The sequence below is a fragment of the Ferruginibacter yonginensis genome (assembly GCF_042651465.1).
Taxonomy (GTDB): Bacteria; Bacteroidota; Bacteroidia; order Chitinophagales; family Chitinophagaceae; genus Ferruginibacter; species Ferruginibacter yonginensis.
Map to the genome: position 1 here is coordinate 1012554 of NZ_JBHSCZ010000001.1, position 13140 is coordinate 1025693.

A 13140-nucleotide genomic window follows, 5' to 3' on the forward strand; every position below is an offset into this window, starting at 1 on the left:
CAAAAATATTGATTTTACAGTAGTTGTACCACCATTTTATTAACAGATTATACCTATAAGCATTAACATAACCCTAGCAAAAATGATTTAAACCATAGCAACATCAGTGGGTCTATTACCTATCTTTGCAACTCAAAAATTAAAATACATGATTAAGAAAATAGGTACCCTATTGATAGCGGCTACAACCCTAGCATTAAATGTGCAAGCACAAGTACCAAAAGGTATGGGCACTAACGACCCTAATGCTAAAAAGATTTTAGATGCAGTAAGTGCTAAGTTTAAATCGTACAAAACAGTACAAGCTAAATTTGCATTAAAAATTGAAAATAATGCAGGTAAAACTTTAGGTAATAAAACAGGTACTGTTTACATGAAAGGAACGAAATATAGAATTAGTGTAACCGGACAAGAGATTTTTAGCGATGGTAGCAATGTATGGACGTATGACAAATTAGCGAACGAAGTAACCATCAATAAAATTGATCCTTCTGCTAATAGCATAACACCACAAAAATTATTTACTAATTTTTACGATAAAGATTTTTTATACAAATTAAATGGTACTACAAAAAATGTTAATGAAATTGAATTAACACCTATAGATAAAACAAAACCATTTTTTAAGATTTTGTTATACGTTGATAAAAATGCTATCAACACCACTAAATTGTATGAAAAAACAGGCAATAAATATACTTACAGCACCACAAGCTTAACCCCAAATGCAGCAGTTACAGATGCTACTTTTGTATTTGATGCTAAAAAATACCCAGGTGTTGAAGTAGTTGATTTACGATAATCTTTTAAAAACCTTTATATAAAAAACGCTATCATTACTGATAGCGTTTTTTATTTTATATTATTTATTGTTTTACCAGTGGTTTTGTGATGCGTTGTTTTCCATCATCAACAACAACATTATAAGTTCCTTTTGCAAGTGTGCTTACATCAACCGGAAAATTAGTAGTACCCGGTGTAACCTTCCATGCTTTGCTTATTACTTGTTGACCCACATTGTTTACAACTGTTATTTTTAATGCTGTTGTATTGGTAGTTTCAATATTAATAGCAATATTATTTGTTGCAGTTGGGTTAGGGTAAATATTCACTTCAAATGTTGCAACATTAAATTGAACTTTAATGATTTCGCTATATTTAAAAGAATTGTCTTTATCAATTATTTTTAAACGATAATACAAAGCCGCTGCTTTAGGTAAAGCTGCATCAACAAAACCATAGCTGTAGTTATTACTATTGATAGATGTTACTTGACCAATAGCACTAAAACTTGTACCATTTAATGAACGCTCTACTTCATACTTTTCTACATTTATTTCATTGTTTACATTCCATTGTAAGTTTACTTTATTGTTGGCGGATACTCCATTGAATGACAATAATGATACTGGCAAAATCAAACTATTTTGCGACCATACTGAATAGCTTTTTGGTGGTAAATCAATGTACACCCTATTTAAAGCATCAACTTGCTGAAACGGAAATGCAGAATTTCCTAAAATATCAAAAAACTGTACGCCTTGTGTAATAGCACCACCATTTGTGTTAATTTGATGATTTACTTGCAAACGTGTGGTACCGTAATTAATGGCAACAATAATATCTCTATTACCATTAGCTGCTGATCCACGTAGTTGATAAATTAATGATTTATTAGCGCTGCCACTTATATACTGACTGGTATATGGTGTTGAAAAACGATTTAAGTAATCAATAGATGGAGAACCGTTGATGTAAGTTTTTAAAATATAAATGAGTGAATCAATTTTTGTTTTTAAAGCTGGTAAATTGGTTGGATGATAACTGTACAAACCACCGCTAGGAGCAGGATAACCATAATAATCTGGATAAAAAATAGTTGGTACCCCAATTTGGTTATTGGTTAATAAATAAGCATACGCCAAATCATTATTATTTCTAATTAAAGATGAGAAACCACTAGCATCTCTAAAATCGTGATTGTTGGCAAATGTTACCACATTAAAACCACTCATACCTTGGTTATCTCGTAAACTGCCGGTGAATACGTTTCTTACATCAAAACCAGCATTATCAGAAGCTTGTCTTAATTGTTCACGTAAGGTAAAATCAAACACTTTAGGTTGTATAGCGGCTTGGGCTGCTGCACTCATGTTTGTTTTTACATCATTCACCCAATTTTTTAAAACTACTGGGTTGGCATCATACCATTCACCTACTACCAAACTAGGTATTTTATTGTACTTGTACATACTATCCAACATCCTGCCTACAAACTGCGGTGTAAAATGCTTGACTGCATCCATTCTAATACCACGAACACCTAGTTCATCGTAATTCCATTTGGTCCAATCTATCAAAGTATCTTGTGTACGTTTTTGAAATTGATCGTAATCGTAAAAGAATAAAAAACTATCCCAATCACCATTTAAGAAAGTAGTAGAAGCATTGGTGCTATTGGGTTTAAAAAATTCGTAATTCATTTGTCCTCTACCACTTGCCATGTTATTGTAGTTAGTGTACGTCATATACAACAATTCATTTACAATATCAGTTGCTCTTGCCGTGCTATAAATACCATAAAAACGATGATCAGCATAACCGTTGGTATTGTTCATGTAAATAAAAATGGTATCACCAGCAGGATTAAATTGTCCGTTTGCTAATGTAAGTTTAAACTCATCGGTATTGCAACCAGTGGTGGTTTCAATGGTGCCCAACATATCTCTTCCTAAAGTAATGGTATTGTTGCCTTGTCCGCAATCGCCGCCACCATTGGGCTCTGCTTCATTTTGTGCAGGTAAGCCACCAAAGCCTACAAGGCTGGTTTGCATGTATAATTTATATCCTTTCCCATTAAAACGATTATCGCCTGTTTTTGATGATAGCTTAAAGAAATAATCGCCTGCACCATTACCTGTGGTACCGCCTACTGGCAATGCACAAAAAAATCGATCTGATGGATAAGGCTCTTTTGCAGCGGTATAAAAGTTGGTGATATATGCTTTTACAACCGGGTTAATTTCTGCTGCACCTCCATCACGATGGTTATAAATTAAATCAGCCACTGGCGCAATACCTTGTGCTGACATGGTGCTCAACATATTGTTTAACGCTGCCCTTGTACCTAAACCAGTAGTTTGGTTGCCTATAAATAAATCTTTGGGGTCGTAACCATTGCTATTGGTACCAAAACTAGCCACCGCATGTGGCGGAAACCAAATATGCGTAAAGCCAGCAGTGGCCAAACTAGGCGCTTTTAATCGAAGCGTATCTGCCCAGCTAAAACCATTGGCTGTTTTAGGATAATCCCAATACCAACCTTGCATAAAAACTTGTTGTGCTTTACCTAAAAAGCTAACGCAAACGATTGCGTAAAGTAGTAATAGTTTTTTCATGATCTCAATGCTTTAAAAAAAATAAGTGTTGTTGAAATTTGAAACAGGTGTGGTAAACCTGAAATGATATTTAAAATTAGAGCAAATAATGGAATGATGAGCAAATATTTGTCATATTTTATTGACAAATACTAAGTACTTACCTATTTATTTACCCCAACGATACGTATGGTGTTGTAAACCAGCTAAATCAATGATTCTATCAACAACAGTTGCCGCTACTTCTTCAATAGTAGTTGGCTTACTATAAAAAGATGGAGTAGCCGGACAAATAATACCACCGGCCAATGTTATTGTTTCCATATTACGAATATGAATTAAATTATAAGGTGTATCTCTTGCCACACAGATGAGTTTTCGGCGCTCTTTTAATATTACGTCTGCTGCCCTTGAAATTAAATCATTTGAAATGCCTGCAGCAATTCTACCTAGGGTACCCATGCTGCATGGCACAATAATCATGGTTTGGTATTGGCCAGAGCCCGATGCAAAAGGTGCATCAAAATCTTGTTGTGTGTAATATTTTACATCAAAATTTTTATAGCTTTCATCGCCTAACTCTGTATACCAAACCTCACGAGCATTATCAGTCATCACTACTGATAACTCACTAATTTGCTCCTTCAACTGCAATAATTTTGTTAATAGTACCTTCGCATATACCGAACCGCTTGCCCCAGTGATTGCTACTACAATTTTTTGCGTAATTTTCTCGTTCATACAACTAAGGTAAAGCATTTATACATGAAGCAATTGTTGGTATTTTCGTTTTTAGTAATAATTTTTTGTAGCTTTTCTAACAAGCCTGCAAATAAAGAAACCATACGTTGGTTGAGTTTTGATGAACTTCAATCTGCATATCAACAACAACCCAAACCCATTATGGTTGATATTTATACCGAATGGTGTGGCTGGTGTAAAGAAATGGACCGTACCACTTATAAAAATGAAAAACTAGTTACCTACATTAACGAAAAATATTATGCTGTAAAATTTAATGCAGAAACTAGGGCTGCTATTTCATTCAACAACAAAACTTTTCAATACAATGCTCAATATCGTACCAACGAATTGGCTATTTATTTAACTGGCGGACAATTATCATACCCTACAACCGTTTTTTTAAGTGGTATCAACGGGCAACCAGCGCCATTACCCGGTTACCTTAAACCAAAGCAAATTGAAGCTCCCATTAAATTTTTTGGCGAAAAAGCAAATGAAAAAGAAACCTTTATAGCATTCAACAAAAAATTTCATAGTAGCTGGTAACTGTATCTTTGTAAAAAATATTACATGGTTCAGTTGCAAACATTGTTACAAAAAATAAAAGTAAACGCACAAAATAAGCAGTTACTAAAAATAACATTGGGTAATAAAAAAGATGCACTTGCACTCCCAAAAAATGTTTTCATTAAACCTGTAATTATAAAAAACAGTTTACAACTTTCTTTTACCTACCGCAACCCTACTAATGACATCACCAAAAATTTTGAAATTGATGCGGCACTCGTTGCTATTGAACAATTAGTAGCCGCTACCTTTTTAAATATGGATGTATACACAGTTGATGCAACTATTTATTATACCTCAACCATAAAAGGAAAGGAAAAAGTTATCACAAAAAATAATGCTATACCGAAAGCCAGCATACCTACTTTACAGCATAACAAACAAAAAAATGTAACTATCAATAACGATGCATTTTATTTAAAAGCATTGGGGGTTTGCACTGCTGATGGTAAAATAAAAAACGACAAACAACATAAGTTTAGGCAAATAAATAAATATGTTGAAATTGTTGCCAGCATTTTAAAAACAAGCAACCTGCCAACTCATTTTACAGTTGCAGATATGGGAAGTGGTAAAGGCTACCTCACGTTTGCCTTGTACGATTATTTACAACAACAGCAATATAATGCAACTGTTATTGGTGTTGAAATGCGTACTGATTTGGTGCAAACCTGCAACAACATAGCGCAACAAGCAGGCTACCAACAATTACATTTTAAAGAAGGTACTATTCAACAATACGATATGCCTGCCGTTGATATGTTGATTGCCTTACATGCATGCGATACTGCTACTGATGATGCTATTGCGAAAGGTATAAAAGCCAACGCAGCAATTATAATTTGTGCCCCTTGTTGCCACAAACAAATTCGCAAACAAATGGCACCAACTAATGCAATGCAATACATTACACAACATGGAATTTTATTAGAGCGACAAGCAGAAATGGTTACAGATACCATCAGGGCTTTAATATTAGAAGCCCATGGTTATAAAACCAAGGTTTTCGATTTTATTGAGCAAGATGATACACCTAAAAACGTTTTAATTGTTGGTACAAAATCTACATCAAGTACTAACAATTGTATTGTTATAAAAGAAAAAATAGCTGCTTTAAAAAGTTTGTTTGGCATTCAACAACATTATTTAGAAACACTTTTACCCTAAGTAAGTTTATTATCTTTAAAGCATGACAGCAGTTTCGCAACAAAGACGTTTAGGGTTGTTTCAATCAACCGTGTTGAACATGATTGACATGGTAGGTATTGGGCCATTCATTACCATGCCAATTGTAATAGGCTTATTGGGTGGTATGTACATATGGGCTTGGTTAGCAGGCGCATTGCTCTCCTTTTTTGATGCGATGATTTGGAGTGAACTCGGTGCAGCTTACCCATTAGCCGGCGGCAGCTACAATTTTTTAAACGAAGCGTATGGTAAAAAAGGGGCCGGTAAACTCATGAGCTTTTTATATGTATGGCAAACCATAATACAAGCCCCATTGGTAGCAGCTTCAGCAGCTATTGGCTTTGCCCAATATTTTACTTACTTAGTACCACTCAATGTATGGCAACAAAAAAGCTTGAGTGGTTTAGTCATCATTTTTATCACATTTTTATTATACCGCAACATTGAAAGTATTGGTAAAATTGGAGTGTTACTTTGGATAGGTGTGGTAGCTACCCTCGGTTGGATTATTTGGGGCGGAGTGGCGAATGGTCATTTTTTTACACCAATTAGTAATGTAGGCGCAGCTTTTAGCATCAATACCTTGGCGTCGTTTGCATTCGGACAAGCATGTGTAAAAACCATTTATAGTTATTTAGGTTATTACAATGTTTGTCACCTAGGAGGTGAAATAACCAACCCCAGTAAAAACATACCAAAGAGTATGTTCATCTCCATTATCGCTATTGCTGTATTGTATGTAGCCATGAATGTAAGTGTAACAAGTGTTATACCTTGGCAAGAAATTAGTACATGGCAAAAAGCAGGTACCAATAATTTTGTCATCAGTATATTTATTGAACGTTTGTATGGCAACACCGCTGCCATTATCATCACCATTATGGTACTTTGGGTGGCATTAGCTTCTTTATTTGCAGTAATGTTGGGGTACAGTAGGGTACCTTTTGCGGCAGCGCAAGATGGTGCTTTTTTCAAAATTTTTGCAAAGCTACATCCCACCAAAAATTTTCCCCATGTATCATTATTAATATTAGCCGCCTTTGCTTTTGTATTTAGTTTATTATTTCGAATGGGTGATGTTATAAGTGGCATATTAGCCATGCGTATAATGGTGCAGTTTATTGGCCAAGCTGTAGGGCTTACCATTTTAAGAAACAGCGCAGGTTCAAGCAAACTACCTTACAAAATGCCCTTGTATCCATTACCTATTATTATTGCTATTGCCATGTGGATATATGTTTTTTGTGCAACCGGTTTATTGGTAATGGCCAGTTTTGCCGCCGTTTTAATAAGTGGTATTATTGTTTATTTTATAAAAGCCCGTATTAAAAAAGAATGGCCTTTTAAGCAAACTTCATAAAAAAATGCGAACCTATTGGTTCGCATTTTTAAGTTTTATTATAAAATTTATAAAGCGCCTACCTCAGCCATATCTGGTATATCAGCAGCTTTGTAAGCTCCAGCATCTAATTTCTTTTTAGTTTCTTCAAATGCTTGTAAGGTAATATCAACTTCCTCAAAACTGTGAGATGCCGTAGGTATTAAACGGTAAATAATATCACCTTTAGGTATTACAGGGTATACCACTATACTACAGAAAATACCATAGTTTTCACGTAAGTCCATCACCATTTGTGTAGCTTCTGGTACATCACCCTTCATGTAAATAGGTGTTACCGGGCTATTGGTATTACCAATATCAAAACCCCTTTCTTTTAAACCTGTTTGTAAACGGTTTACATTATCCCACAATTTACTACGTAATTCAGGTTGGTTAATTACCATATCCATACGCTTCAACATACCTTCTACAATTAGCAATGGCAAGCTTTTAGCAAAAATTTGCGAACGGGTATTGTAACGTAAAAATTTAAGTACCGCTTTTGGACCACTAATAAAAGCACCAATACTACCCATACTTTTTACAAATGTGCTAAAGTATAAATCAATATCGGCTTGTACACCTTGTGCTTCATCAGCACCTGCACCCGTTGGGCCCATATAACCAAAACCATGTGCATCATCAATTAAAATACGGAAACCATACTTAGCTTTTAATGCCACAATTTCTTTTAATATACCTTGTTCACCATCCATACCAAACACCCCTTCGGTAATTAATAAAATACCGCCGCCATTTTTTTCTGCCAAGGCTTTAGCCCTTACCAATTGTTTTTCACAATCAGCAATATCGTTGTGTTTAAATGCAAAACGGTTTCCCATGTGCAAGCGTACACCATCAACAATACAAGCATGTGCTTCTGCATCGTACACAATAACATCCCTTCTATTTACCAATGCATCAATACAACTCATGATACCTTGGTAACCAAAGTTCAACAACATTGTATCCTCTCTACTCACAAATTTGCTGATTACTTTTTCAAGTTCTTCATGCTTTGCTGTGTTACCACTCATCATACGAGCACCCATTGGGTTACCCATACCATAGGCAGCCGCTGCATCAGCATCTACTTGCCTCACTGCTGGGTCGTTTACCAAGCCCAAATAGTTATTTAAGCTCCACACAATTACTTCTTTACCCCTAAATTTCATACGTGGCCCTAATTCACCTTCCAATTTCGGGAAAGCAAAATATCCATGTGCTCTATCCATATGCTGACCAATTGGTCCGCCATCTTTCACTAATTTTTCAAAAACATCTACCATAAAATGTATTTTTCGTGTGGCAAAGTTAATTAATAATTAATAATGCCTCATGGTAAAATTCAACAAAATAGAACATTTTAGGGGCTATAGGCTTCAAATCATCTATCAACAGTGGTTCCGGCTATTCGCTGTACCTGCTCCGCTTTGGCGGATGCGGTGCCGCTGCTATCCGGCAGCCCATCAACAGTACATATATTATGGAGCAATTTTATACGCAATCTTAAAAAACCGTTTTCATATTATAATAACCTCAGGTATCATACACAGTTTTTACCTTTGGCAAAATATTTTTACATGAAGTTGAAGTTTTTAATACTATTAACAGGGTCGTTGGCAGCAGCAAAAGTAACCAATGCACAACAAAAATTAAACAGCAATGACCTTGCCCGACCAAAATTGGTAGTGGGTTTGGTGGTTGATCAAATGCGGTGGGATTATCTCTATCGTTTTTACAATCGTTACAGCAATGGTGGTTTTAAACGCCTCATTAATAAAGGGTATAGTTTTGATAATACCATGATACCCTATATGCCTACTTACACAGCACCGGGCCATACTTCTATATACACAGGTGCCGTACCAGCTACCAATGGTATTGTAGGTAATAATTGGTACGAAAAAAGTTTAGGCAAAAGTTTGTATTGTACAGAAGATAGCACTGCACAAGGCGTAGGCAATAATGATGCGGCAGGTAAAATGAGTCCTAATAATTTATGGGCTACTACTATTACAGATGAGTTACGCCTGAGCAACCAAAAACAAAGTAAAGTAATTGGTATTGCTTTAAAAGACAGAGGCGCTATTTTGCCAGCAGGCCATGCCGCCAACGCTGCTTATTGGTACGATGATAAAACAGGTAAATGGATTACCAGTAATTTTTACATGACCGCATTGCCGAACTGGGTAAACAATTTTAACGCTTTAGATGAACCAGGCACCATGATGCAAAAAGACTGGAACACCCTTTACCCAATTAATACTTACACCTTAAGTGCCGCTGATAACCAACCTTACGAAGGCAATATACCGGGTTTAAAAAGTCCAACGTTTCCGCAGGCATTATCAACCATTACAACAGGTAAATACAGCAGCTTTAAATATACTCCTTATGCTGCAACTTACACTTTTGATTTTGCGAAAGCAGCGCTTAAAAATGAAAATTTAGGTAAGGGAAACGTCACTGATTTTTTAACAATCAGCATATCATCTACCGATTATATGGGCCATACATTTGGCCCCAATTCCATTGAGGCAGAAGATACTTATTTGCGATTAGACAAAGACATTGAACAATTTTTACAGTATTTAGATGCACAAGTGGGCAATGGCAATTATGTTGTTTTTCTTTCGGCAGACCATGGCGCTGCTCATGTACCTGGCTACTTAACTGAAAATAATATACCAGCTGGAATATTTAGCGACTTTAAATTTGAGCAAGAATTAAATAAAATTTTGGAAGATAGTTTTGGTATAAAAAGAGCCATTGCCAGCGTTCAAAATTACCAAGTGTATTTTAATGAAAAAGCGATCACACAAAATGGTAAATCTGTTACTGATGTTCAAAATGCTGCTATAAATTATTTACAAACAAAACCATTTATAACACAAGCATTTAAAACAGCACAAATAGGTACCGTTACATTACCTGAACCTATTAAAACCATGTTACTAAATGGCTTTACACCACAACGTAGTGGCGAAGTAATGTTTTTAGTGAAACCAGGTTATTTTGATGGTGGTAATAAAGGTACTACGCATGGTTTATGGAACCCTTATGATGCACACATTCCTTTAATATTTTATGGTTGGAACATTAAGCAAGGTAAAACAAACCGCCCCACCTATATGACGGATATAGCGCCTACCATAGCGGCATTGCTACACATACAAATGCCATCAGCTTGTGTTGGCAAACCACTAATTGAAATTACCCAATAAATAAAATAGCAAATAAAAAAAGCCCTGAAACATATCAGGGCTTTTGTATGAATACTTAAAAATTATTTTACAACTGTATTACCATTTTTGCAGCATCATTTTTAAATACTGTTGTTATGGTATTGCTACCCTCAGGGTTTTTAGTAGTGCCTTGTGGATCAAATTGTGAAATAGGTTGTAAAAAGTTGGTAAACGTAGCCATCGTTTTTGATGTTGCCCCATTTACTGTTGCATTTACATTATTACCAAAACCATGTAACACAATTGCAATGTTTTTGAACTTGCTACTTAACTGCCCTTCAGCTGCATCAAAACTTATTTGCTGGGTTGCAGGGTTGTACTGAATTGTTCTTTTATAAAACATGCCTTTTTCGTAATCGAAGCTGCTTCCATCATCTTCATAATAAACAAAACTATTGGCTACATTACCTTTATAAATATGTACTACCAATGTGTCTGTTGGCGCAATGGTGGTTGATTGTACCAATGATTGCATTGGTATAATACTACTTTCTTTTACATACACCGGTAATTTCGCCATACTCAATTCAACTGTACGATCACTTTTTCCTGTAATAGCAGCATCGGTATACATATCGTACCAATTACCTTGTGGAAAATAAATTTTCATAAAATCTTTACCACTTTCAACAGGTGCTACCATTATTGATGGCCCAAATAAAAATTGGTTTTGAAATGCGCCGTTATAAATAGCATTATCATGTGCATTTTCAAAAACTAATGAGCGGTTTACCGGCATACCACTTTGGGTTGACTCATAAAAACTGCTGTACAAATAAGGTAATAATTTATAACGAAGGTTAATGTAGTTTCTTGAAATTTCGGTTACTTCTTCGCCATAAGCCCAAGGTTCAGATGATTTGGTGTTTACGCCTGTATGGTTTCTAAAATATGGAATAAATGCACCTAATTGCATCCAACGGGCATATAAGCCAATTGATGGGTTACCGGTGAAACCACCAATATCCATACCGGTGAATGGCACACCACTCAAACCTAAGCTGTTTAATAATCGTACGCCAGCCATCATGTGGCTATCTTCTGAGCGGTTGTCACCCGTCCAAATTGCTGCGTAACGTTGTAAGCCTGCATAGCCTGAACGAGTTAATACAAAAGGACGCTCATTTGATAAAGCCCTATACCCTTCATAGCTAGAGCGTATCATTTCTAAACCATATACATTTCTACCTTCAAGGTGTGATGCTTTTCTACCTTCAAAATCAAATATGATGTTGCTTGGCATTTTTTGTCCCCATGTAGCAATTTCATTCATATCATTCCAAACACCACTGATACCATTATCAACAAAAAACTTCATTTCGCTACGCCAAAACTTACGGCCAACTTCACTTGTAAAATCAGCAAAATTGCACCATCCTGGCCAAACTTGACCAGTGTAATTTTTACCATCGGTATATTTTAAATAAGCGCCAGCTTTCAATCCTCTTTCATAAGCTGCGGCACCTGGCTCCACCTTAATACCCGGGTCAACAATTACAGTGGTTTTAAAACCCATTGATTTTAATTGATCTGTTAAACCTTTTGGGTTAGGAAAACGCTCTTTGTTCCAAGTAAATAATTGGTAGCGATCCATGTAATGAATATCAAGTGTGATACCATCTGCCGGTATTTTTTTCTCTCTCAATGTTTGAGCAATACGCAACACTTCAGTATCAGGATAATAGCTATAACGATTTTGTTGGTAACCTAAACTCCACATTGGTGGCAGTTTCATACGACCTGTAAGTGCCGTGTATGATTTTACAATATCTGCTACTTTTTGGTGGTAAATAAAATAGTAATTCATTTCGCCACCTCTTGCACCGAATGATGAAAAACGATCATTACTTGCGCCAAAATTAAAATCAGATTGGAAAGTATTATCCATAAAAATACCATAGTTCAAATTATGGTGAATACCAATGTAAAATGGTATGGTGGAGTATATAGGATCTTGACCAGTACTATAGCCGTACGCATCAGTATTCCAATGGGTGTAGCCATTTCCTTTTCTATCTAAATCACCTGTTTTTTCACCCAAGCCTACAAAGCGTTCACCGTCTTGCATCTTTTTGTAGGTAGTTACTTCTTCACCTAACCATGAAGTAGTTAAGCCAGTTTCATCTTGATTGATAACATCACCATTCAATGTATAAAAAGCAATGGCGTATGGTTTCTTTTGAATAACTGCTTTCATTGAATCAGTTACGATAGTGATAGCTTGCTCATTTTGAGTGATGGTAGTTTTAGTAGTTTGTGGTGTTGCCACAACTGCATAAGAAAAATCTTTTTTAAGCGGTTGCTTATCCATACGAACCCTTATTACAGAAGGCGTATACACCAATGCCTCTACGTAAGCTGCATCTGTTACGATGCTTACATTTTGACCGCTAATTTTTACTGATTTTACATTGCCAACTTCTTTTAAATTGAGTTGTGCCCATAAGGTATTACAAGTACCTAGAGCCAATAAGAGCAATCCAAAAACGGCTTTAGTTTTTTGATTACTTTTTAATAAATAAAACATAATATGAATTTATGATGGTGGTAATAAACGAACTACAATTTCTGTATTAATACTGAATTATAAAAATTAAGCTGTTGTAATTTTTAAAAAAAAGACTGCTCAAATTGA

Annotated in this window: 9 protein-coding genes; 5 read left to right on the forward strand and 4 right to left on the reverse strand. The window is 35.6% G+C overall.

Annotation, left to right across the window (positions count from 1 at the left end):
• Window positions 1–148 precede the first annotated feature (148 nt).
• Window positions 149–802, forward strand: coding sequence for a LolA family protein (locus ACFOWM_RS04430; RefSeq protein ID WP_379707470.1), 654 nt, complete (start codon window positions 149–151; stop codon window positions 800–802).
• 64 nt (window positions 803–866) lie between these two features.
• Here ACFOWM_RS04430 and ACFOWM_RS04435 read toward each other — a convergent pair whose 3' ends face one another.
• Both ACFOWM_RS04435 and ACFOWM_RS04440 read right to left on the reverse strand, forming a co-directional pair.
• Window positions 867–3398 (reverse strand): alpha-amylase domain-containing protein, encoded by a 2532-nt coding sequence (locus ACFOWM_RS04435; RefSeq protein WP_379707471.1) that lies wholly within the window; start codon window positions 3396–3398, stop codon window positions 867–869.
• Window positions 3399–3545: 147 nt separating this feature from the next.
• On the reverse strand, window positions 3546–4118 hold the full coding sequence (locus ACFOWM_RS04440) for a UbiX family flavin prenyltransferase (protein WP_379707472.1): 573 nt from the start codon (window positions 4116–4118) through the stop codon (window positions 3546–3548).
• Window positions 4119–4142: 24 nt separating this feature from the next.
• Between ACFOWM_RS04440 and ACFOWM_RS04445 the strand changes: the two genes are divergently transcribed.
• The 3 genes from ACFOWM_RS04445 to ACFOWM_RS04455 are packed head-to-tail and all read left to right on the forward strand — an operon-like array spanning window position 4143 to window position 7236.
• On the forward strand, window positions 4143–4667 hold the full coding sequence (locus ACFOWM_RS04445; protein WP_379707473.1) for a thioredoxin family protein: 525 nt from the start codon (window positions 4143–4145) through the stop codon (window positions 4665–4667).
• Between the two features lie 24 nt (window positions 4668–4691).
• On the forward strand, window positions 4692–5855 hold the full coding sequence (locus ACFOWM_RS04450) for a class I SAM-dependent methyltransferase (RefSeq protein WP_379707474.1): 1164 nt from the start codon (window positions 4692–4694) through the stop codon (window positions 5853–5855).
• A 22-nt stretch (window positions 5856–5877) separates the two neighbouring features.
• The gene (locus ACFOWM_RS04455) at window positions 5878–7236 is read left to right on the forward strand and encodes an APC family permease (RefSeq protein ID WP_379707475.1); all 1359 of its coding nucleotides are present in this window, start codon (window positions 5878–5880) and stop codon (window positions 7234–7236) included.
• A gap of 47 nt (window positions 7237–7283) precedes the next feature.
• Here ACFOWM_RS04455 and ACFOWM_RS04460 read toward each other — a convergent pair whose 3' ends face one another.
• Window positions 7284–8546, reverse strand: a complete 1263-nt coding sequence (locus ACFOWM_RS04460) for an aminotransferase class I/II-fold pyridoxal phosphate-dependent enzyme (protein WP_379707476.1) — start codon at window positions 8544–8546, stop codon at window positions 7284–7286.
• Window positions 8547–8840: 294 nt separating this feature from the next.
• Here ACFOWM_RS04460 and pafA point away from each other — a divergent pair, with 294 nt between their 5' ends.
• A complete protein-coding gene (pafA, locus tag ACFOWM_RS04465; protein WP_379707477.1) occupies window positions 8841–10484 on the forward strand; it encodes an alkaline phosphatase PafA in 1644 nt (547 codons plus the stop codon).
• 67 nt (window positions 10485–10551) lie between these two features.
• On the opposite strand, the gene ACFOWM_RS04470 is transcribed toward pafA, so the two are convergent.
• Entirely contained in the window at window positions 10552–13032 is a 2481-nt protein-coding gene (locus ACFOWM_RS04470) for a glycoside hydrolase family 31 protein (RefSeq protein WP_379707478.1), read from the reverse strand.
• Window positions 13033–13140 lie beyond the last annotated feature (108 nt).

Coding starts and splice junctions, on each gene's coding strand:
- ACFOWM_RS04430 (WP_379707470.1), top strand. CDS start 149: ATGATTAAGAAAATAGGTACCCTATTGATAGCGGCTACAACCCTAGCA.
- ACFOWM_RS04435 (WP_379707471.1), bottom strand. CDS start 3,398: ATGAAAAAACTATTACTACTTTACGCAATCGTTTGCGTTAGCTTTTTA.
- ACFOWM_RS04440 (WP_379707472.1), bottom strand. CDS start 4,118: ATGAACGAGAAAATTACGCAAAAAATTGTAGTAGCAATCACTGGGGCA.
- ACFOWM_RS04445 (WP_379707473.1), top strand. CDS start 4,143: ATGAAGCAATTGTTGGTATTTTCGTTTTTAGTAATAATTTTTTGTAGC.
- ACFOWM_RS04450 (WP_379707474.1), top strand. CDS start 4,692: ATGGTTCAGTTGCAAACATTGTTACAAAAAATAAAAGTAAACGCACAA.
- ACFOWM_RS04455 (WP_379707475.1), top strand. CDS start 5,878: ATGACAGCAGTTTCGCAACAAAGACGTTTAGGGTTGTTTCAATCAACC.
- ACFOWM_RS04460 (WP_379707476.1), bottom strand. CDS start 8,546: ATGGTAGATGTTTTTGAAAAATTAGTGAAAGATGGCGGACCAATTGGT.
- pafA (WP_379707477.1), top strand. CDS start 8,841: ATGAAGTTGAAGTTTTTAATACTATTAACAGGGTCGTTGGCAGCAGCA.
- ACFOWM_RS04470 (WP_379707478.1), bottom strand. CDS start 13,032: ATGTTTTATTTATTAAAAAGTAATCAAAAAACTAAAGCCGTTTTTGGA.